This window comes from Streptomyces sp. CB02959, from assembly GCF_002803155.1.
Classification (GTDB): domain Bacteria; phylum Actinomycetota; class Actinomycetes; order Streptomycetales; family Streptomycetaceae; genus Streptomyces.
In genome coordinates this window covers 493,511-514,400 of the sequence record NZ_NNBP01000001.1, presented here as the reverse complement: position 1 = coordinate 514,400, position 20,890 = coordinate 493,511, and the positions used below count along the sequence as shown (strand labels likewise).

Here is a 20,890-nt window from a genome sequence, read left to right as displayed (position 1 = left end):
TGAGTGCTCCCACCACCGACCCTACGTCAGTCGGCGTCAACCCCGGGATGACTCCAGCCCCGGAAGGGTGACCCGGATCCGGCAACCCCGGGGGGATTCGGCCACCCCGATCCGCCCGCCGTGCAGGTCCACCGCCCAGCGCGCGATCGCCAGGCCCAGCCCCGTCCCGCCGTCGGTGCCCGGACCCGAGGAGCCGGGCCCGCCGCGGTTGAACCGTTCGAAGACCCGGTAGCGCTCGGACTCCGGGATGCCGGGGCCCTCGTCCTGCACCTCCAGCACCAGGCCCTCCGGCCCGTCGCCGCGCCGGGCCCGCACCGTGACCCGGCCGTGCCGCGGGCTGTGCTTGATCGCGTTGTCGATGAGGTTGGCGACGACCTGGTGGAGCCGTTCGGCGTCGGCGTGCGCGGTCAGCTCCGGCGGGGAGACGTCGAGGTGGAGGTGGACGTCCGCCCGGGTGTGGGTGCCGGTGCCGGAGAGGGTGGAGGCGCCGCGGCTCATGTTGGCCTCCTTGAGCACCCCGGACAGGTACGGCCAGACCTCGAAGCGCCGGGCGTGCAGCGGCACCACGCCGTTGTCGAGCCGGGACAGGTCCAGCAGGTGCTCCACCAGCCGGCCCAGCCGCTCGGTCTGCTTCAGCGCCGTCCGCATGGTGTCCGCGTCGGGCTCGCAGACGCCGTCGACGACGTTCTCCAGCACCGCGCGCAGCGCCGCGATGGGGGTGCGCAGTTCGTGCGAGACGTTGGCGACCAGCTCCTTGCGGTGGGTGTCCACCGCTTCGAGGTCGGCGGCCATGCGGTTGAAGGCGTCGGCCAGGTCGCCGAACTCGTCGCGGCGGTCCGCGCGCACCCGGCGGGTGTAGTCACCGTGCGCCATCGCCCGGGTCACCTCGGTCATCTCGCCGAGCGGGGCGGTCAGCCCGGTGGCCACGAACTGGGTGATCAGCAGCGAGGCGATGATCGAGAAGACCGTGATCACCCGCAGCTCGGTCGCCGAGTGCATCGCCACGAACACCAGGAGTGTGGTGATGATCACCGAGACGATCACCAGGGCGCCGAGCGCCGCCTTGACCGAGCGGTACGGGTCCAGCGGCCGCAGCGCCTCCCAGAACCGGTCCCACAGGTCCCGCGCCCGCGGCCGCCACCGACAGATCATGCGGGCGGGGTCTCCAGGGCGTACCCGACGCCGTGGACCGTGCGGATGCGCTCGGCACCGATCTTGCGGCGCAGCGCCTTGATGTGGCTGTCGACCGTCCGGGTCCCCGAGGCGTCCGCCCAGTCCCAGACCTCGGCCAGCAGCTGCTCGCGGGAGAGCACCGCACGCGGGGTGTTCGCCAGGCAGACCAGCAGGTCGAACTCGGTGGGGGTGAGGTGCACGTCGCTGCCGCGCACCCGCACCCGGCGCTGCGCGTGGTCGATCTCCAGCTCGCCCAGCCGCAGGATGCCGCTGCGCGGGGTGTGCGCGGCCAGTGCGGCCCGCTCGACCCTGCGCAGCAGTACGTGCACCCGGGCGGCCAGCTCCCGCATGGAGAACGGCTTGGTCATGTAGTCGTCGGCGCCGACCCCGAGGCCCACCAGCATGTCGGTCTCGTCGTCCCGGGCGGTGAGCATCATCACCGGCACCGGTCGCTGCGCCTGCACCCGGCGGCACACCTCCAGGCCGTCGAAGCCCGGCAGCATCACGTCGAGGACGAGCAGGTCGGGCTGCCACGCCTCGGCCGTGTCGACCGCGGCCGGGCCGTCGGTGGCGGTCTGCACCTGGAAGCCCTCGGCGCGCAGCCGGGCCGCGATGGCATCGACGATCGTCGGATCGTCCTCCACGACCAGCACCCGGCGCTGGGCGCCCGGCGTGGCCGCGGTGGTGCCGCCCTGGGTTGTCTGAGTCTGGTCCATCGCCCGCCCCTGCATGTGCCCTGCGTGGTCACGTCTTGCTGGGCAGCAGCGTAAGGGCATGATGTGACAGTCGGCTACGCGCCCTACGCGGACCGGAGCGCCAGGTGGACCACGTCCGGGACGCCTCGGGCAACCGGGATCTCTTCGGTCCGTACGCCCTCGAATCCGGCATTTCCCAGCGCCCGTTCGAACTCCGGCGACGGCCGCGCCGACCACACGGCGAGCACTCCGCCGGGGGTCAGCCGGTCCCGGCAGGCGGCCAGGCCGGCGGGGGAGTAGAGCCCGTCGTTGTCCTCGGTGACGGTCCAGTCGGGGCCGTTGTCGATGTCCAAGCACAGGGCGTCGTACGCGAGTTGGCCGGCGCCCTCGCGCAGGTACGCGACCAGGTCGGTGTGCCGGACCTCGGTGCGCGGGTCGGCCAGCGCCGGTCCGGAGATCGCCGACAGCGGGCCCGTGCGGTGCCAGTCGATCACCGCCGCCTCCCGCTCGACGACCGCGATCCGGCCCCAGCGCGGCTCGGCGGCCGCCCGGGCCAGCGAGAAGCCCACGCCCAGTCCGCCGATCAGCACCGAGGGCCGTGCCCGGTCGGGCGGCAGGGCGTTCAGCGCGGCGTCCACCAGCAGCCGTTCGGAGCGGCCGTCGGAGGTGTCCATCAGGAAGCAGCCGTTGGCGATGATCTCGTAGACCGGGCCGGCTGCCTTCCCGGGCTTCCCGGGCGCGACACGGGTGTCGGGGTCCCCGGCGGCCGGTCCCCGGCGCCGCAGCACCACCTCGCCGTGGGGGCCTTCGCGCCGGTCGAGGGTGCGTACGGCCGGTTCGGGTGCGGTGGTCGGATGCCAGGAGCGAACGGGATCCATGCGGCCATCTTGGTCAACTCCGCGGGCGGTGGTCCAGCGGTTCGGCGGACGGTGGGACGGCGGGAACCGCGGCCCACGCGCCGGACGCAGTGCACCGCACGAGGGTTGAGGGCTGTGAGGGATATCACTCACACAGCTGACTCATGGGTTGGCCGTGCACAGTGGATCCCGGACGGTGCGCGGGGTCGTGGAAGGGACCTGGGATGGCGAGTGCGGTGGAGGCGGCCGGCGGTGCGCCGGCCGGGGACGGGGCGGACGGGAGCGCTCCGGTGCTCCTCACCGGGCTGCCCCGGCAGCGCGGTGGCGCGGCCGCACCGGCCGCGGACGCCCCGCCGGCACCGACCGCCGCCCCGGCCCGCCGCCCGCGCGGGGGCCTGCGCCCCTGGCGGCTGCTCCCCACGCCGACCGGCACCCCCTTCACCTTCGGCTACACGCTGCTGCTCGTGGCCACCTCGCTCTTCGCCGAGAACGGCGACCCCTCCCTGGTGTCCGCACTGCTCCAGGGCTCCAGTACGGACGTGGTCCACCTCGCCCAGGCGCCGCTGCTGGTGCTGGTCGCCAGCGCCCTGTGGATCGCCGGCGGGCTGTTCTCGGGGTACGCCGTCGCCTTCCTCTTCGTACTGACCGCCCTGGAGCGGCGGATCGGCGGGGTGCGCACCGCGGCGGTGTTCTTCGGCGGGCACGCGCTGGCCACCCTCGCCACCGAGATGCCGGTCGGCTTCTCGGTCGCCGCCGGGGGGCTGCCGGACAGCTCGCTGCACCGCCTCGACTACGGCATCAGCTTCGGCGTGATGACCTGCATAGGGGCGCTCGCCGGACTGCTGCCCGGCTGGGCGCGCTGGCCGCTGCTGGCCGCCGCCGGCTGCCAGGCGGTCTCCGGTCTGCTCGCCTACGTCGACCCGATGACCGACTGGGGCCATCTGCTCTCCCTGGTCCTGGGCGTCGCCGCCTGGCCGCTGCTCCGGCACTGGCGGGCGCAGCGCTCCGGGCCCGCCGCGCTGCTCGGGGACCTGGGGCACCCGGCGCTGCGAGCCACCCGGGCGTCCTGACCCGCGGCGCCGCCCACGCGGGACGGTCCGCCGGGCGCACCGGCGGCGCCGGTCGCGGACAATGGGGTCCTTCGCGGGCGCCGTGACGGAAGGCGTCCGCCGGTCGCAGGAGCAGAGAAGAACCGTGCCGCACGAGCGCCGCCGCCCCGCCCAGGACCGCCCGTCCGCCCCGCCCCAGACCCCGGACGGGGCCCGGCTCCCGCTGCTCTCCGACTGCGGCAACTGCTTCGGCCTGTGCTGTGTGGCGCTGCCGTTCGCGCGCTCGGCGGACTTCGCCCTCGACAAGGAGGCCGGCCGGCCCTGCCCGAACCTCCAGGCCGACTTCCGCTGCGGCGTCCACCGCGACCTGCGGAAGCGCGGCTTCTCCGGCTGCACGGTCTTCGAGTGCTTCGGCGCGGGTCAGAAGATCTCCCAGGTCACCTTCGAGGGGAAGGACTGGCGGAGCGCGCCGGAGACCGCCCGGCCGATGTTCGACGCGTTCGCCGTGATGCGCCAGCTGCACGAGCTGCTCTGGTACCTGACGGAGGCGGTGGCGCTCCCGGAGTGCCGCCCGGTGCGCGACGAGCTGCGGGCCGCCCTGGAGGAGACCGAGGGGTTGACGCGGGGCACCGCCGAGGAGCTGGCCGGGCTGGACGTGGCCGCCCATCGCGGCGCGGTCAACGTCCTGCTGCTGCGGGTCGGCGAGCTGGTCCGGGCGAAGGTTCCGGGCCGCCGGAAGGAGCGGCGGGGCGCGGACCTGATGGGGGCGCGGCTCAAGGGCGCCGACCTCCGGGGTGCCAACCTGCGCGGGGCGTACCTCATCGCGGCCGACCTCCGTGGTGCCGACCTGCGGTCCGCGGAGATGATCGGCGCCGACCTCCGGGACGCCGATCTGCGCGGCGCCGACCTCACCGGCAGCGTCTTCCTGACGCAGGCCCAGGTGAACGCCGCCCGGGGCGACGCGACCACCCGGCTGCCGGGCGGGCTGCGGCGTCCCGCGCACTGGTAGCGCCGGTCCCTCCCCTTCCGGCGGGGCCCACGGCCCCTGCCCCGTAGCCGAGTTGCCCGCATCTGATCGCTCACAGCGAACACGCGGCGGGGAACAACGGCAGGGCGCTCGGCATTGAGTGGGTAAAGCTCAACTTGGTTGCCGAAGGGGAGATCATGACTGCTGAGTCGACGGAGTCCACGGCGCTCACCACGCTGACCCTGCCCGTGCTGCCCCTCGATGACGAGGTCGTCCTGCCCGGCATGGTGGTGCCTCTGGACCTGTCCGACGCCGAGGTGCGGGCCGCGGTGGAGGCCGCCCAGGCGGCCGCCTCGTCGGACTCGTCGGGTGGCAAGCCCAGAGTGCTGCTGGTGCCGCGGATCGACGGGACGTACGCGGCGATCGGCACGCTCGGGCGGATCGAGCAGGTCGGACGCCTGTCCGACGGTGACCCCGGAGCCCTGATCCGGGGCCTGGGCCGGGTGCGGATCGGCTCCGGCACCACCGGTCCGGGCGCTGCGCTCTGGGTGGAGGGCACCACCGTCGAGGAGGCGGCGCCGGACGCCCTCCCGGGCGCCGTCGGAGAACTCGTCACGGAGTACAAGGCGTTGGCCACCAGCTGGCTGCGCAAGCGCGGCGCCTGGCAGGTCGTCGACCGGGTCGCCGGCATCGACGACGTCCCCACGCTCGCCGACAACGCCGGATACCTGCCGTTCCTGGCGGGCGAGCAGAAGCTCCGGCTGCTGGAGACCACCGACCCGGTCGCCCGGCTGAAGTACGCCACCGAGGTGCTCCGCTCCCACCTGGCCGAGCAGGACGTCGCCGAGTCCATCGCCAAGGACGTCCAGGAGGGCGTCGACAAGCAGCAGCGCGAGTTCCTGCTGCGGCGCCAACTGGACGCGGTCCGCAAGGAACTGGCCCAGCTCAACGGCGACCCGGAGGACGAGGGCGACGACTACCGCGCCCGGGTCGAGGCCGCCGACCTGCCCGAGGAGGTCCGCAAGGCCGCCCTCAAGGAGGTCGACAAGCTGGAGCGGTCCAGCGACCAGAGCCCCGAGGGCTCCTGGATCCGCACCTGGCTGGACACCGTCCTGGAACTGCCGTGGCACGAGCGGACCGAGGACGCCTACGACATCGCGGGCGCCAAGCGGGTCCTGGACGCCGACCACGCCGGGCTGGCGGACGTCAAGGAGCGGATCACCGAGTACCTCGCGGTGCGCAAGCGGCGGTCCCAGCGCGGGTTCGGCCTGGTGGGCGGGCGCCGCGGCGGCGCCGTGCTGGCCCTCGTCGGGCCGCCGGGCGTCGGAAAGACCTCGCTCGGCGAGTCCGTCGCGCGGGCCATGGGGCGGAAGTTCGTCCGGGTCGCCCTCGGCGGCGTCCGGGACGAGGCGGAGATCCGCGGCCACCGGCGGACGTACGTCGGCGCGCTGCCCGGCCGGATCGTGCGGGCGATCAAGGAGGCCGGCTCGATGAACCCGGTCGTCCTCCTCGACGAGATCGACAAGGTGGGCTCCGACTACCGCGGCGATCCGGCCGCCGCCCTCCTGGAGGTACTGGACCCGGCGCAGAACCACACCTTCCGGGACCACTACCTGGAGGTCGAACTGGACCTGTCCGACGTGGTGTTCCTGGCCACCGCCAACGTCCTGGAGGCGATCCCCGAACCGCTGCTGGACCGGATGGAACTGGTCCGGCTGGACGGCTACACCGAGGACGAGAAGGTCGTCATCGCCCGGGACCACCTGGTGCCGCGCCAGTTGGAGCGGGCCGGCCTCACCCCGGGCGAGGTGACCGTGGCGGACGACGCGCTGCGCAAGCTCGCCGGGGAGTACACCCGCGAGGCGGGCGTGCGGAATCTGGAGCGGTCGGTCGCCAGGCTGCTGCGCAAGGTGGCCGCCCAGCACGAACTGGGCGAGCAGGAGCTGCCCCTCACCGTGGGGGCGGACGCGCTGCGCCCGCTCATCGGGCGCCCGCACCACACCCCGGAGTCGGCCCAGGACCCGGCCGAGCGGCGGACCGCGGTGCCCGGTGTGGTCACCGGTCTCGCGGTCACCGGTGCCGGCGGCGACGTGCTCTACGTGGAGGCGTCGCTGGCCGATCCGGAGACCGGCGCCTCCGGTGTGCGGCTGACCGGCCAGCTGGGCGACGTGATGAAGGAGTCGGCGCACATCGCGCTGTCCTTCCTGCGCTCGCACGGCGCCGAACTGGAGCTGCCGGTGGGCGACCTGAAGGAGCGCGGGGTGCACCTGCACGTCCCGGCCGGCGCGGTCCCCAAGGACGGCCCCAGTGCCGGCGTCACCATGACCACCGCGCTGGCGTCGCTGCTGTCCGGCCGCCCGGTCCGTCCGGACGTCGCGATGACCGGTGAGGTCTCGCTCACCGGGCGGGTGCTGCCGATCGGCGGCGTCAAGCAGAAGCTGCTGGCGGCGCACCGGGCCGGTATCACCACCGTGATCATCCCCAAGCGCAACGAACCGGACCTGGACGACGTCCCGGCCGAGGTCCTCGAAGCGCTGGAGGTGCACCCGGTCGCGGACGTGCGGCAGGTGCTGGAACTGGCCCTGACACCGGCCGCTAACGGGGAGCGGCCCGGGTTCCCGGTCGCGGCGTAGCGCCCGGCACGGCGCGGCGGACGGCCGGCCCGCCCCCTCGGTGGGGACGGGGCGGCCCGCCGCGCGTTCAGCCGTTGGCCAGCGCCTGGAGCCGGTCGTACGCCCCGTTGAAGCGGTTGTGGTCACCGACCGTCGGGCCGGTCGAGGTGTACTGCCAGATGGTGTGGAAGCCCCAGCCGGCGGGGAGTTCGCCGACCGACGAGCCGTAGCGCGGGACCCACAGTGGGTTGATGCTGCCGAAGGCGGAGGAGTTGCCGGTGCACTGGCTCCACCAGCTGGTGGAGGTGTAGATGACGGCGTCCCGCCCGGTGCGTGCCTTGTAGGTGGCGAACCAGTCCTTCATCCAGTTCACCAGCCCGGCCGCGCTCAGCCCGTAGCAGGTGGAGCCGTAGGGGTTGTACTCCATGTCGAGCGCGCCGGGCAGCGTCCTGCCGTCCTTGGACCAGCCGCCGCCGTGGTCGACGAAGTAGTTGGCCTGGGCGGCGCCGCTGGAGGTGTCCGGCGTGGCGAAGTGGTAGGAGCCGCGGATCATGCCGGAGTTGTAGGAGCCGTTGTACTGCTGCGCGAAGTACGGATTGGTGTAGCTGGTGGATTCCGTGGCCTTGACGTAGGCGAACTTCACGCCGCTGTTCCAGAGCGTCGACCAGGCGACGTTGCCGTTGTGGCTGCTGACGTCCACGCCCTCGACCGACGCGGCCAGCGAGGGCGCCGGCGGCAGTACGCCGGTCCGGGTGCCCTCGTGTTCGGCGATCTGGGAGCCGGCCCAGTCCTGTTCGGGGTGGCGGGGCTCGGGCGCGCGCCCGGTGGCCGCGGCACCGGCCGTACCGGGCAGGCCGACGAGGAGGGAGACGGTCGCGAGGAGGATCCCGGCCACGGTCGCGCGGGAGCGCACGGAGCGGTGGGGGGAGCCGGATCTGAGCACGGGCATTACGTGCCTCCGTAGATCTCGGTGGATCTCGGTGGATCTCGGTGCGGTGACTTTGCTGAGAAGTGACCTTGTGGAGAAGTGACCTTGAGAGGGGAGGAACCGGCGCCACACTTGGTGTGGCCATGCCAGAAATGACGATACGCGCGTAGACCCCCGTGATAAAAGGGGTCCGCGAGCTGCCGTTGGTCTAATCCTGCGAAATACTGGCCCAACTGCGGTTCCGTCCGCCCGGGAAGGAAAATTTCCGGCGGCGGAAACGCACGGAGGGCACGGCGGGGGAATTTCTGGATCGGACAACGCGGGAAAGGGCGCTGACGTGCACGAGACCGGAGCCGGCGGTACCACGGCGGACGGCGAGCCGATGGGAGTGGACCCCGCATTCCTGTCCCTGGAACGCGAACTGGCGGTATTCCTGCGCCGCGCCCGCGCCTCCTCCGGCGAACTCGCCCGCGAGGTCCACCCCGACCTCGAACCGGCCGCCTACGGCCTGCTGGTGCGGCTCGCCGACGCCGGCGCCCAACGCGCCACCGACCTTGCCGCCTTCTTCGGCGTCGGCAAGGCGACCATAAGCCGCCAACTGAACGCCCTGGAGAAGCTCGGCCTGGTGGCCCGCGCCCCCGACCCGGCCGACGGCCGGGCCGTCCTGGTGCGGATCACCGACGAGGGCCGGGACCGCTTCAACCGCGTCCGCACCGCCCGCCGCGCCCGCTACGCCCGCAACCTCGCCTCCTGGGACCGCGCCGAGGTCGCCGAACTCGCCCGCCTGCTGCACCGTCTGAACGCGGAGCAGGAGGGGGAGGAGGGCTAGGGCTCTCTGGCGGACCAGCCCCAGTCCCGGCCCCGAGGCCGCCCGGTCCGCGTCACGGTGCGACGTGGACCACCGCCGCGTCGTCCCGGGCCTTCCCCCGCGGGTGCGCGGCGCACTCCGGGTCCGCCGCCTCCAGGGCCCGCACCCGGTCGATCAGCGCCTGCGGCCCGGACTCGGCGACCAGCGCCGCGCACTGGGCCCAGGAGCCCGCGCCGAAGACCTCCACCCAGCGGCCCGCGCCGTCGCTCAGCGCGGTCAGGGCGCGGACCTCGGCGCGCGGGGTGGTGCCGGTGATCGCGCGGGCGGCCACGGACGGATCGGCGGCCGCGGTGAAGAAGCCGCCCTCGGCGTTCCGCAGCGCCTCCACCGCGCGGACGTACTCCCGGGCCGCCGCGGCGCGTTCGGCCGAGCCGCGGGGCAGCGCCCGGACCGCCGCGCGCCGGGCGCGGACCGCGGACGGCAGGTCGTCGAGACGGGCGTCGAGTACGGGATGCACCGAGCCGTCCGCCTTCTCCAGGAGCAGTACGGAATCGGACAGCACCAGGTGTTCCACGGCCTCCCGGGACCAGCGCGCGGCGACCACCGTCGCCTGCGGCGTGCGGGGGTGAGAAAGGTCACAGGTGGCGCGATGGGTGTCGGCCGTTCTGGCGAGGGCCGCGGCGAGTACCTCAGTGAGCGTCATGTCACGGCGTGAAACCGACAGTTCGAGCATTGCGCCCCCTAGCCGCGCGGTGAACCACGGTACGGAATGGACACAGCCGTCGTCCCCCTCGGGCGGGGTCACCCCGTCCAGCAGTACCAGGGCGCCACCGTCCCCGGAGGCAGGTAGGGCGACCGACGCGTAGTCCTCGTTGGGGCGTTGGGGGTCGCCCGGTTCGGTGGCGAGTTCGATGCGCATGTCGGAAAGTCTGCCGGAGGTGGCCGAAAAGGCGCGGTGGCCGGCCGTCATGGCGGCCTGAGGGGCAACGGCGGCCCGGTCGGCCGCGGAGGGCCCGGGGCCGGCTGCGGGGGCGCATCCTTTCAGGACCGGCACGCATCTCCAAACCCGCCCGGGGGTTGCGCGGGGTTGCGGCCGAAACTGTTGCCACGCGGAAGTTGATGGTCAAACTCCGATTGCTGTTCACTCGTTCAGGTGGCCGGACATGTGTTGCCGAGCCACTGCGCGACGCCGATGGAATGGTCGTTTCCCGGATCAACCGGGGTAGTCAGGACGTCCGTCGCGGCGCGTAGAGCCGGGCTGTTCCCCTTCGCGGAATTGTGCGCTGCCGCGGTTTTCGCGCAGATCCGCCCCGCGAGCGGTGAGCGAGCCGGGTCCGCGACGCCAACACGGCGTGGGCAGGCGAGACAGGAATGCGAGCAGCGGTGCGGAAGAAGCGGCTTCGGGGCGGCGCAGGGAAGCCGGGGTCACCGGCCGGATCGGTCTCGGTACCGGGCACGGGGCCCGGTGCGGGACCGGGGGCGGCGGGTGACGGCGCGGACGGCTCGGGACGGCGTCCCGCGCGGGTCCGCAACCGGCTCATGGGAGCCGTCGCCGTGGTCGCCGTCGCCGTCCTGGGGGCCGGCGCCCCCGCCCTGGCGACCGCCGCCGACAACGCCGGCGGCAGTCAGCACCTGGTCGACCTGGCCGGGGTGAACGCGCAGGCCATCACCCTCGCGCACGCCCTCGCCGACGAGCGGGACGCGATGACCGCGTACGTCGCCGCCGGCCGCACCGGCCGCAACGTCACCCCCGCCCCCACCGACTCCCAGCGCGCCCAGGTGGACCGGCAGATCGACGAACTGCGCAGCCAGGCCCAGGGGGTGGCCGGGGACACCGGCTCGTTCTCCGCCGCCGACAAGCTCCTCAAGCAGCTGCCGGAGACCCGCCAGAAGGCGCTCGCCGGGCCCGCCACCGCCGACCAGGTCCACGACGCCTACAGCGAGGTCGTCCAGGCGCTCGGCGCGATCAGCGACGACATCGCCCGCGGACTGCCCGCCCGGGCCGACGCCGGGGCGGCCGACACCCGTGCGCTGCCCGCCCTCGGCCGGGCCGTCGACCAGGCCGCCGCCGCCCGGGCGCTGCTGCTCGCCGGCCTCAAGGCGGGCGGCACCCAGCCCCGGCTGACCGCCGCCGCGCAGGTCGCCCACGTCCGCGAGCAGGGCGCGCTCGGCGACTTCAACCAGGCCGCCAGCCAGGACGCCCGGGACCGCTTCCAACGCACCGTCAACGGCACCGACGTCGACACCGCCGAGCGCTACCTCACCAAGCTGACCGACCACCCCTACCTGGACGCCGGCGACCTGGCCCTGAGCCGGCGCCGGGTGCAGGCCGTCCTCACGGCCCGGGTCGGCCTGATGCGGGGCGTGGAGTCGGCCCTCGCCACCGCCGAGGTCCAGCGCCTGGGGCAGCTGCGCGACGACGACGTGACGGACCTGGAGATCGCCATCGCCCTGGAGGGCCTGTGCCTCCTGGTGGCCGTCGGCACCGGCATCTGGGCCGCCCGCACCCTGACCCAGCCGCTGGCCGCGCTGCGGATCGGCGCCAAGCGGGTGGCGGCCGACCCCGGCCACGAGGACCCCATCAGCTACAAGGGCCGCAACGACGAGTTCGCCGCCACCGTCCGGTCCGTCAACGCCCTGCACGCGCAGATCGCCGATACCGCACGGCGCGCCGCCGAGATGGAGGGCGAGCGCAAGCGGCTGGTCGGCGGGCGGCAGCGGCTGGTCGCCGAGCGGGAGGTCCTCCAGGAGCAGGCGGAGGCCCTCAGGGACGAGGTCGCCGCGCTCAACGAGCGGCTGGTGGTGCTGCGCACCGGCGTCCACGGCCGGTTCGTCAACCTCTCCCTGCGCACCCTCGGCCTGGTGGAGCGTCAGCTCGCCGTCATCGAGTCCCTGGAGGAGAGCGAGCAGGACCCGGAGCGGCTGGACACCCTGTTCAAGCTGGACCACTTCGGCGCGCGGATGCGCCGCAACAGCGAGAACCTGCTGGTGCTGGCCGGCGCCGAACAGCACGGCAGCAGCCACGCCGGGCCGGTGCCGCTGCTGGACATGCTGCGCGCCGCGGTCAGCGAGATCGAGCGGTACGAGCGGGTGCGCATCACCTCGCTGCCGCCGCACGCCCAGGTCGCCGGGTTCGCCGCCGACGACATCAGCCACCTGGTCGCCGAACTCCTGGAGAACGCCACCGCGTTCTCCCCGCCGGACGCCCACGTCGAACTGTCCGGCTGGCTGCTGGAGAGCGGCGAGCTGATGCTCTCGGTCGAGGACCAGGGCATCGGGATGACCGCGGACCGGCTGGCCGAGGTCAACGAGCGGCTCTCGGACGCGGAGTCCGCGTCGACCTCCGAGAGCGTGGACGAGGCGCTGGGCCTGGGCCTGTACGTGGTGGTGCGGCTGGCCGCCCGGCACGGCGTGCGGGTCCAGCTGCGGGACCGGAAGCAGGGCGGCGTCACCGCCGTTGTCGTGCTGCCCGGCTCGATCCTGCCGAACCGCCCCGGGCCGGTGCCGGCCGCCCCGGCGGCGAGCGGGGCCGCGGCGTCCGCGCCGACCCTCCCGGGCTCGATCGCGGAGGCCAACTCCAACACCCTCCAGACGCGGATGAACCGGCTCGACCCGGCGACCACGCCGGCCGTCGGGGCGCCCACCGCGGCCGCCCCCGCCCCGGCCCCTGCCCCGGAGGCCGACGCACCGGCCGCCGAGGCCGCGCCGGAGCCGGCGCCCGCCGCCCCGCAGCCGACCGGCCGTCGCGGCCTCGCCGGCGACCCGTTCGTCGCCGCAGCCGAGCGCGCCATCGACGCGGCCGGACTCGGCACCCAGGCCGCCGCGGAACCGGCAGCCCCCGCGCAGTCGCCCGAACCGGCCGAGCAGGCGGGGCCGGTCGTACCGCCCCAGGTGCAGGGCCCGTCCCACGGCCCGGCCGCGCCGCCCGCCGCCCCGGAACCGGCCGCCGGCACCGAACCGAGCCCGTACGGCCCGCAGTCGCCCGGCCCGTACGCGGCCGGTACCACCGGCGAGCACACCCGTCCCGGGGAGACCACACCGCCGGCCGAGGGCACGCCCCCGGCCGAGGGTGCCCCGGCGCCCGGCAAGGGGCGGCACGCCGCCGCGGCGCCCGCCACCGCCGACCCGTACGCCATCGGGCCGGACCAGCACACCCGCCCGGCACCGGAGGGGGCGTTGACCGGCGCCCCGGAGCCGGTCGCCGTCCCGGACCCGGAGCTCCCGGGTCAGGCATCCCCGGCGCAGGCACCCGGTGCGCCCCGGCCGCAGCGTCGGACCACCACCGGGCTGCCCAAGCGCACCCCGAAGAACGTGGCGCAGAAGAAGGCGCCCGCCGCACCCCGTAAGACCGGCGCCGCCAACGCCGAGGCGCTGCGCCGCCGGCTCGGCGGCTTCCAGCAAGGGGCGCGGGACGGCCGACGCGATGTGGCGGCCGAGATCGCGGATGGCACCGCGGACCAGACCATCCCACAGACGGACACCGACGGAGCGGGGGCCCCGGGAGAAAGCCATATCGGCGAGGAGGCACGCGATTGAAGGCGCAAGCGCCCACTGCTTATGGACAGGGACTGAGCACCCAGGCACGTAATCTGCACTGGTTGCTGACCAATCTGGTCGACGAGGTGCCCGGCATCCACTCGGTCGCGGTGGTGTCCTCCGACGGTCTGCTGCTGCTGTCCTCCGACCCCGAGCGGGCCGAGGCCGTGCCGGTCCACGCCGGCGACGACGACGGCCCCCGGGGCTCCAGCGCCGACCTCGCCACCATCGTCTCCGGCCTCGGCAGCCTCACCAACGGCGCGGCCAAGCTGATGGACGGCGGAGCCGTCAAGCAGACGATGGTCGCGATGGAGGAGGGCAGCCTGTTCGTCATGGCGATCAGCGACGGCTCGCTGCTCGGCGTGCACGCCACCCCGGACTGCGACATGAGCGTCATCGCCTACCACATGGCGCTGTTCGTCGGCCGGGCCGGTCACGTCCTCACCCCCGAACTCCGCACCGAACTGCGCAAGTCGATGGAGAACGTCCAGTGAGTAGTACCCCGAAACTCCCCGTGCGCGGCGGGGATCGCAAACCCGCGCGGGTCCGGCCGTATTCGCTGACCGGCGGCCGGACGCGGTTCGGCCACGTGCTTCTCGTCGAGACGTTCGTGGCCGCGCTGGAGGCCCCCGAGGAGCGCCGCGAGCTGACCTCCGGCGGCTGGGGGGACCGCGTGATGCCGGAGATGCGCGCGATCGTCGAGCTGTGCCGCCGGATGCGCTCGGTCGCGGAGATCTCCGCACTGCTCAAGATGCCGCTGGGCGTGGTCCGCGTCCTGCTCAGCGATCTCGCCGACCAGGGAAAGATTCGCGTCTACGGCACCGGGCACGGCACCGGCCGGCCCGACCGCGCGCTGCTCGAAAGGGTGCTGAGTGGACTTCACAGGCTCTGACACGATAGCGGCCGGGACAGCGCCGGCCACCGCCGCCGACGCGGGGCTGCAGAGCTGGCAGATGGACCGGTCGCAGGCGCCCGTCGCCACCAAGATCGTGGTGGCCGGCGGCTTCGGCGTCGGCAAGACCACTTTCGTCGGATCGGTCTCGGAGATCACCCCGCTCCAGACCGAGGCGGTGATGACCGAGGCCAGCGAGGCGACCGACGACCTGACGGCGACACCGGAGAAGACCACGACCACGGTCGCGATGGACTTCGGCCGGATCACCCTCGACCAGGAACTGGTGCTGTACCTCTTCGGTACGCCCGGCCAGCAGCGCTTCTGGTTCATGTGGGACGACCTGGTGCGCGGCGCGATCGGCGCGATCGTGATGGCCGACACCCGCCGGCTGGAGGACTGCTTCCCGGCGCTGGACTACTTCGAGAGCTGCGGACTGCCGTACGTCGTCGCGGTCAACCACTTCGAGGGGACCGAGCGGTACGACGTGGAGGACGTCCGGGACGCGCTGACCGTGCCGCCGGAGGTGCCCGTCGTGGTGATGGACGCGCGGCGCCGGCCCACCGTCATCCAGGCGCTGCTCGCGCTGGTCGGCCACGCGCTGGACGTCTCGCCGGAATAGCCTCTTCCCGCCACCCCTCAGCACCCCCGAACAGCAGGAACAGAGAAGAGCCCGCCATGCGGAAGATACTCGTCGTCGGAGCCGGGCAGTCCGGTCTCCAACTCGCCCTCGGCCTCCAGTCCCAGGGCTATGAGGTCACCCTGATGTCCAACCGCACCGCCGACGAGATCCGCTCCGGCCGGGTCATGTCGACGCAGTGCATGTTCCACACCGCCCTCCAGCACGAGCGCGACCTGGCTCTCAACTTCTGGGAGAGCCAGGCGCCGCGCATCGAGGGCCTGGGCGTCTCGGTCGCCGCCCCCGGCAGCCACGCCGAGCCCGGCGGCACCCAGCGCGCCATCGACTGGGTCGGCAAGCTCGACGGCTACGCCCAGTCCGTCGACCAGCGCGTGAAGATGGCCGGCTGGATGGAGACCTTCGCGCAGCGCGGCGGCCAGGTCGTCATCCACGGCGCGGCAGTCTCCGACCTGGACTTCTTCGCGCAGCGCTACGACCTGACGCTGGTCTCGGCGGGCAAGGGCGAGCTGGTGTCGATGTTCGGCCGGGACGCCTCCCGTTCGCCGTACGACGCCCCGCAGCGGGCGCTGGCCGTCGCCTACGTGCACGGTATGGGCCCGCGCCCGGAGCACCCGGAGTTCGACGCGGTGCGCTGCAACGTCGTGCCCGGTGTCGGCGAGCTGTTCGTCATGCCGACCCTGACCGTCTCCGGCCGGGCCGACATCCTCTTCTGGGAGGGCATCCCCGGCGGCCCCGTGGACGCCTTCCAGGGCGTGCGGGACCCCAAGGAGCACCTGGCCATCACGCTGGACCTGATGAAGACGTTCCTGCCGTGGGAGTACGCGCGCAGCGCGGACGTCGAACTGACCGACGCCAACGGCACGCTGGCCGGCCGCTACGCCCCGACCGTCCGCAACCCGATCGGCAGGCTGCCCTCCGGCGGCCTGGTCCTGGGCGTCGCGGACGTGGTGGTCGCCAACGACCCGATCACCGGCCAGGGCTCCAACTCGGCGTCCAAGTGCGCCGCGGCCTACCTCTCCGCCATCGTCGAGCGCGGCGACCAGCCGTTCGACGCGGAGTGGATGCAGTCCGCCTTCGACCGCTACTGGGAGACCGCCCGGCACGTCACCAAGTGGACCAACGCGATGCTGGCCCCGCCGCCGGAGCACGTCCTGAACCTCCTCGGCGCCGCCGGACAGCTCCAGCCGGCCGCCGACCGGTTCGCCAACGGCTTCAACGACCCGTCCGACTTCGAGAACTTCTTCTTCGAGCCGGAGAAGACGGGCGCGTACCTGGCGTCGCTGACCGGAGCCTGACGGGCCCTCCCCGGACAGCGGTCCCGCGGGCCGTCCCCGGCCGTCGGTACGTGCCGGAACATCGTCCTTCCCGACGCTTCTGGTCCGTTTCCTCGCCCTCGGGGGCGGTCGCGTGCCATGATCCTTCCGGCTTTGCCGATGAGGACGACTGCTTACTACGGAGTGGGGACAACGTGGCCGAGCGCCAGAACGGCACTGTGAAGTGGTTCAACGACGAGAAGGGGTACGGCTTCATCACGCCGGAATCCGGCCCCGACCTGTTCGTCCACTTCCGGGCGATCGAGGGAAACGGCTTCAAGAGCCTCAAGGAGGGCCAGCAGGTCACCTTCGAGGCCGTTCAGGGGCAGAAGGGGATGCAGGCCGACAAGGTCCAGGTCGCAGGCTAGGCGTTCCCGCCGGAACAGCGGACGGCCCTACCCGGGTGACCGGGTAGGGCCGTCCGCGTTCCGCGCCGGGGCCTACTTCAGGACGGCGAGGGCGGCGTCGTAGTCCGGCTCCTCGCTGATCTCCGGCACCAGCTGCGCGTGCAGGACCGTGTCGTTCTCGTCCAGCACGACGACGGCGCGGGCGGCCAGCCCGGTGAGCGGCCCGTCGGCGATCGCCACACCGTAGTCCGCGCGGAACTCCGGGCTGCGGAAGGTGGACAGGCTCTGCACGTTCTCAAGACCTTCGGCGCCGCAGAAGCGGGCCTGGGCGAAGGGGAGGTCGGCGGAGATGCACAGCACCACCGTGTCGGTGAGCTCGGCGGCCCGCTCGTTGAACGTGCGGACGGAGGACGCGCAGGTCGGGGTGTCGACGCTGGGGAAGATGTTCAGGACCTTGCGCTTGCCGGCGAAGTCCTTCAGCGACTTGTCCGCCAGCCCCTCGCCGACCAGGGTGAAAGCCGGCGCCTGGCTGCCGGTGTCGGGCAGGCCGCCGTCGATCCGTACCGGGTTGCCCTTCAGCGTGACCTGAGCCATGGGGCTCCTCCTTCGATAGTCATGTCGCAACCCTGTGATCGTACTGGGGGCGGGCAGGCGGCCACGGAGAGCGGGTCGGGCGCACGTCCGGCGGGCCGCCGGCCCGAGTCGTCAACGCCGCTTCCGCCAGGGCCACTTGGGGCCCCCGCCGGCCCGGCCCGCCGGGTCGTAGGCGTACTGCCAGCCGCGCGGCAGTCCCAGGCGGCCGGTGGGGCCGGGAACCCGGCGGTACACGTGGACCTCCGGCGGCAGGCCGTCGTCGCGGGGCACCGGGATCTCGTAGGTCTTCGGGGGCAGGCCGGTGGGGCCGACCAGGACGGGAAGGACCCGGCCGTCCAGGGGGCCGCCGACGAAGAGGGTGTTCTCGCTACGCACCGGACCAGTCTCACAGCAGGTGGGCGGCCTCGCTCACGACGGGCAGGATCCGGCGTGCCAGCTCCCCGGCCGGGCCGTCGGGGGCCTCCCGCTTCAGCGCCGCCCGTATCACCCGCGCGGTCTGCGGGTCCCGGGCCGCGCTGGCGGTCAGCAGCGCGACGAAGTGGTCCACCAGCCAGTCCCGCAGCTCGTCGAGGGCGGGCTGCTTCTCCTCGTCGAGCCAGATCAGCGAGGCGGCCTCGACCGAGGTGATCCACATCCGGACCGTGGTCCGCAGCCGCGGGCCCGGCGCCGGCTCGCCGAGGTGGTGCAGGATCTGCTCGGCGGCGGCGCGCCGGACCTCGTCCACGATCGCGGTCGTCCGGGACGTCTCCACCACGCTGCCGCCCTGCAGCAGGGCGCTGAACCCGGCGTCGTGCTGGTCGACGAAGGACAGATAGCGGTCCAGGGCGTGGCCCAGCCGCTGGGTGAGCGGGCCGGTCTCCGGCTCCGCGAAGCACTGCTCCAGCTCGTCCGCGGCGCTGCGCAGCGCCGCCTCGTACAACTGCTGCTTGCCGCCGGGGAAGTAGCGGTAGACGAGCGGCCGCGAGACCTCGGCGGCGGTCGCGACGTCGTCCAACGAGACGTCCTCCGGCGCGCGCTGGGCGAACAGGCCCAGCGCGGCGGCCAGCAGCTGGCTGCGGCGCTGCTCCACGCTCAGCCTGCGGTAGGCGGGTCTGGGTACTGCCGGGGCGGTGCCGCTGCCGTTCATGAACAGCAGCGTAACCGCCGGGGATTTCCCTTCGTACAGGTGCTCGGGGCCCGGGGGCCCCGAGCGGGGCGTTCAGGCCAGCAGTCCCGAGCTGCGCCAGAGCCGGCGGCCCACTCCGCGCAGCACCCCGATGTCGTCGAGGAAGTCGGTCAGCCGCCTGGCGCCGTTCTGCATGACCTCCCGCCGGTGGCCGCTGGCCTTAACCTGCGCCATCGCCGCCCGCTTGTCCAGGCCGACATTGGTGTAGACCTCGGGATTGATGAAGGCGATGGCGAAGACCCGGGCGAACTCGCCGGAGGTGACCCGGGTGAACTCCTGCGACCACTTCGGCGCGGTCACCATCTGCCGCCGCAGCTCCTCGCGCGCATAGCGCACGTGCCGGGCCTCCTCCACCACGTGGATCCGGGTGACGCCCCGGACCAGGGGCTGCACCCGCTCGTCCGGGAAGGTCAGCCGCTGCATCCAGTCGAGGACCTCCTCGCCGAGCAGGGTCGCGGTGAAGGAGCCCGGGGTGGTGGAGATCGTCTTGAAGACGCGGCCGAGGTTCTGGTGCGCCCGGCCGACCGGGTACCAGGGCGTGTCCCCGCGCGAGATCAGCCGGGCGAACATCTTGGAGTGCCGGCACTCGTCCTCGATCTCGGTGAGGGCGTACCGGACGTGCGCGCTGGTGGCCGGCTTGTCGTAGATGTGCCGGACGAGCAGCTGCATGAGGATGATCTCGAACCAGATGCCGAGCGAGGCGAGCGCCGCGGCCTCGTGCTGGGAGAGCAGGATGCGCTGCTCCTCGCTCATCCGCCGCCACATCGGTGTGTCGTAGAGCGACACCAGCTCCGGCGGCCAGAACCACTTGCCCTCTTCGAAGGGGGCGTCCCAGTCGAGTTCGGTGTCGGGGTCGAAGGAGTGCTTGGCGGAGGAGGCGAGCAGCCGCTCGGCGATCTGCTCCCGGTCCTTGAGGAGCCCGAGGGCATCCCGCAGGACGTCGATGTCCGCTTCGGTCAGTGCGGTGGGGGCGCTCGTCATAGCTCTGGCTACACCTCACAGTCGGAGTTACCCGCGGTCACATGCGGCTGCCTCTTATAAGACTGCTTGTCAGCAAGGACGTCAATCCCTCGCGCACGACTTATTGACCCGCCGGTAAGAAGCGTGTGAATCTGCCAACGACCCGCCCGACACGGGGCGTTCGGCGAGCGGAGGAGGTGCGGCTCGTGTCGACCCGAGAGCTGTACGTACAGGACCCGGGCGACTCCCTGTGGACCGTGCCGGCAACCGGCGCGGCCCGCTTCACCTGGGAAGCCATGTATCCGGGGGAGAAGAACGGCTCCGGACGCGACCGGCTGCTGGCCCTCTATCAGAAGGGCAAGGACAAGCAGTGGGACGCCGCCACCCGGATCGACTGGGACCTGGAGGTGGACCCCAAGGATCCGCTCGGCACCCCCGACGAAGCCCTCTCCCTCCACGGCACCCCGTACTGGGACAAGATGACCGCCGCGGACCGCGGCGACCTCCGGCAGCACTACGCCGCCTGGCAGTTCAGCCAGTTCCTGCACGGCGAGCAGGGCGCGATGGTGTGCGCCGCACGGATCGTGGAGTCCGTCCCCGACCTCGACGCGAAGTTCTACTCGGCCACCCAGACCATGGACGAGGCCCGGCACGCGGAGATCTACGGCCGCTTCCTGAAGGACAAGATCGGGATGCTCTACCCGGTCAACGACAACCTCAAGGCACTGCTCGACGACACCCTCGCCGACTCCCGCTGGGACATGCCCTACCTCGGCATGCAGGTGCTCATCGAAGGACTGGCGCTGGCCGCCTTCGGCATGATCCGCGACACCACCACCGAACCGCTGCCGAAGCAGATCCTCACCTACGTCATGCAGGACGAGGCCCGCCACGTCGCCTTCGGCCGGATGGCGCTGCGCGACTACTACCGGCAGCTCACCGACGCCGAACTCCGCGAACGCGAGGAGTTCGTCATCGAGGGCTGCTACCTCATGCGCGACCGGCTGCGCGGCACGGAGGTCCTGGAGAACTTCGGCATCCCGCCCAAGGAGGCCGCCGAGTTCACCGAGCGCTCGGAGTTCCTCCGGCTCTTCCGGAAGCTGCTGTTCAGCCGGATCGTCCCGTGCGTCAAGGACATCGGCCTGTGGGGCGCACGCCTCCAACGCGCCTACGTGGACCTCGGCGTCTTCGACATGGGCGACGCCGACCTGGACCTGCTGATGGCCCAGGACGAGGAGCTCGCCGAGCAACTGGACGCCCAGCGGTTCGCCGCCGAAGAGGCGGCCCGTACGGCCGAGGTAGCCGACGCCGTCGCCCGGGGCGCCGCCGAGGACTGACGGCCGCCGCGACCGCC

General features: G+C 73.0%; 20 protein-coding genes. 11 read left to right on the top strand and 9 right to left on the bottom strand.

Features of this window, described 5'->3' with window-relative positions; translation table 11 throughout:
- Positions 1–36: 36 nt before the first annotated feature.
- The 3 genes from CG747_RS02075 to CG747_RS02065 all read right to left on the bottom strand — a co-directional run bounded on the left by CG747_RS02075 (position 37) and on the right by CG747_RS02065 (position 2,746).
- The gene (locus tag CG747_RS02075) at positions 37–1,152 is read right to left on the bottom strand and encodes an ATP-binding protein (protein ID WP_100599823.1); all 1,116 of its coding nucleotides are present in this window, start codon (positions 1,150–1,152) and stop codon (positions 37–39) included.
- The gene (locus CG747_RS02070) at positions 1,149–1,889 is read right to left on the bottom strand and encodes a response regulator transcription factor (protein WP_016570288.1); all 741 of its coding nucleotides are present in this window, start codon (positions 1,887–1,889) and stop codon (positions 1,149–1,151) included. The genes CG747_RS02075 and CG747_RS02070 overlap by 4 nt, the downstream gene beginning before the upstream one ends.
- A gap of 83 nt (positions 1,890–1,972) precedes the next feature.
- Positions 1,973–2,746 carry a spermidine synthase gene (locus tag CG747_RS02065; protein ID WP_100599822.1) on the bottom strand — a complete coding sequence of 258 codons (774 nt, stop codon included), beginning with the start codon at positions 2,744–2,746 and terminating at the stop codon, positions 1,973–1,975.
- A gap of 203 nt (positions 2,747–2,949) precedes the next feature.
- Here CG747_RS02065 and CG747_RS02060 point away from each other — a divergent pair, with 203 nt between their 5' ends.
- The 3 genes from CG747_RS02060 to lon all read left to right on the top strand — a co-directional run bounded on the left by CG747_RS02060 (position 2,950) and on the right by lon (position 7,374).
- Entirely contained in the window at positions 2,950–3,795 is an 846-nt protein-coding gene (locus tag CG747_RS02060) for a rhomboid-like protein (protein WP_100599821.1), read from the top strand.
- A 124-nt stretch (positions 3,796–3,919) separates the two neighbouring features.
- Positions 3,920–4,783: a pentapeptide repeat-containing protein gene (locus CG747_RS02055; protein WP_257980172.1), complete on the top strand. Its 864-nt coding sequence runs from the start codon at positions 3,920–3,922 to the stop codon at positions 4,781–4,783.
- 155 nt (positions 4,784–4,938) lie between these two features.
- Complete coding sequence (gene lon, locus CG747_RS02050; protein WP_100599820.1) at positions 4,939–7,374, top strand: endopeptidase La; 2,436 nt, start codon at positions 4,939–4,941, stop codon at positions 7,372–7,374.
- A gap of 67 nt (positions 7,375–7,441) precedes the next feature.
- Here lon and CG747_RS02045 read toward each other — a convergent pair whose 3' ends face one another.
- Positions 7,442–8,302: a lysozyme gene (locus CG747_RS02045; RefSeq protein WP_100599819.1), complete on the bottom strand. Its 861-nt coding sequence runs from the start codon at positions 8,300–8,302 to the stop codon at positions 7,442–7,444.
- Between the two features lie 316 nt (positions 8,303–8,618).
- On the opposite strand from CG747_RS02045, the gene CG747_RS02040 reads away from it, so the two are divergent.
- Positions 8,619–9,110 (top strand): MarR family winged helix-turn-helix transcriptional regulator, encoded by a 492-nt coding sequence (locus CG747_RS02040; RefSeq protein ID WP_100599818.1) that lies wholly within the window; start codon positions 8,619–8,621, stop codon positions 9,108–9,110.
- 52 nt (positions 9,111–9,162) lie between these two features.
- On the opposite strand, the gene CG747_RS02035 is transcribed toward CG747_RS02040, so the two are convergent.
- Complete coding sequence (locus CG747_RS02035; protein ID WP_100600066.1) at positions 9,163–10,008, bottom strand: hypothetical protein; 846 nt, start codon at positions 10,006–10,008, stop codon at positions 9,163–9,165.
- Between the two features lie 620 nt (positions 10,009–10,628).
- Between CG747_RS02035 and CG747_RS02030 the strand changes: the two genes are divergently transcribed.
- From CG747_RS02030 to CG747_RS02005, 6 genes are all read left to right on the top strand, one after another.
- Entirely contained in the window at positions 10,629–13,625 is a 2,997-nt protein-coding gene (locus CG747_RS02030; RefSeq protein WP_100599817.1) for a nitrate- and nitrite sensing domain-containing protein, read from the top strand.
- Positions 13,622–14,119, top strand: a complete 498-nt coding sequence (locus CG747_RS02025) for a roadblock/LC7 domain-containing protein (protein WP_100599816.1) — start codon at positions 13,622–13,624, stop codon at positions 14,117–14,119. Before CG747_RS02030 ends, CG747_RS02025 begins: the two co-directional genes overlap by 4 nt.
- Positions 14,116–14,517 (top strand): DUF742 domain-containing protein, encoded by a 402-nt coding sequence (locus CG747_RS02020; RefSeq protein ID WP_100599815.1) that lies wholly within the window; start codon positions 14,116–14,118, stop codon positions 14,515–14,517. Before CG747_RS02025 ends, CG747_RS02020 begins: the two co-directional genes overlap by 4 nt.
- Before the next feature lie 61 nt (positions 14,518–14,578).
- Positions 14,579–15,139 carry an ATP/GTP-binding protein gene (locus tag CG747_RS02015; protein ID WP_257980186.1) on the top strand — a complete coding sequence of 187 codons (561 nt, stop codon included), beginning with the start codon at positions 14,579–14,581 and terminating at the stop codon, positions 15,137–15,139.
- Between the two features lie 56 nt (positions 15,140–15,195).
- Positions 15,196–16,452, top strand: coding sequence for a styrene monooxygenase/indole monooxygenase family protein (locus CG747_RS02010; RefSeq protein ID WP_100599814.1), 1,257 nt, complete (start codon positions 15,196–15,198; stop codon positions 16,450–16,452).
- Positions 16,453–16,625: 173 nt separating this feature from the next.
- Entirely contained in the window at positions 16,626–16,838 is a 213-nt protein-coding gene (locus CG747_RS02005) for a cold-shock protein (protein ID WP_100599813.1), read from the top strand.
- A gap of 72 nt (positions 16,839–16,910) precedes the next feature.
- Here CG747_RS02005 and tpx read toward each other — a convergent pair whose 3' ends face one another.
- The 4 genes from tpx to CG747_RS01985 all read right to left on the bottom strand — a co-directional run bounded on the left by tpx (position 16,911) and on the right by CG747_RS01985 (position 19,557).
- On the bottom strand, positions 16,911–17,411 hold the full coding sequence (tpx, locus tag CG747_RS02000) for a thiol peroxidase (RefSeq protein WP_100599812.1): 501 nt from the start codon (positions 17,409–17,411) through the stop codon (positions 16,911–16,913).
- A 111-nt stretch (positions 17,412–17,522) separates the two neighbouring features.
- Positions 17,523–17,786 carry a hypothetical protein gene (locus CG747_RS01995; RefSeq protein ID WP_100599811.1) on the bottom strand — a complete coding sequence of 88 codons (264 nt, stop codon included), beginning with the start codon at positions 17,784–17,786 and terminating at the stop codon, positions 17,523–17,525.
- Positions 17,787–17,796: 10 nt separating this feature from the next.
- Positions 17,797–18,537 (bottom strand): TetR/AcrR family transcriptional regulator, encoded by a 741-nt coding sequence (locus CG747_RS01990; protein ID WP_180985346.1) that lies wholly within the window; start codon positions 18,535–18,537, stop codon positions 17,797–17,799.
- Positions 18,538–18,609: 72 nt separating this feature from the next.
- Positions 18,610–19,557 (bottom strand): diiron oxygenase, encoded by a 948-nt coding sequence (locus CG747_RS01985; RefSeq protein ID WP_100599810.1) that lies wholly within the window; start codon positions 19,555–19,557, stop codon positions 18,610–18,612.
- Positions 19,558–19,742: 185 nt separating this feature from the next.
- On the opposite strand from CG747_RS01985, the gene CG747_RS01980 reads away from it, so the two are divergent.
- Positions 19,743–20,873: a ferritin-like domain-containing protein gene (locus CG747_RS01980; RefSeq protein ID WP_100599809.1), complete on the top strand. Its 1,131-nt coding sequence runs from the start codon at positions 19,743–19,745 to the stop codon at positions 20,871–20,873.
- Positions 20,874–20,890 lie beyond the last annotated feature (17 nt).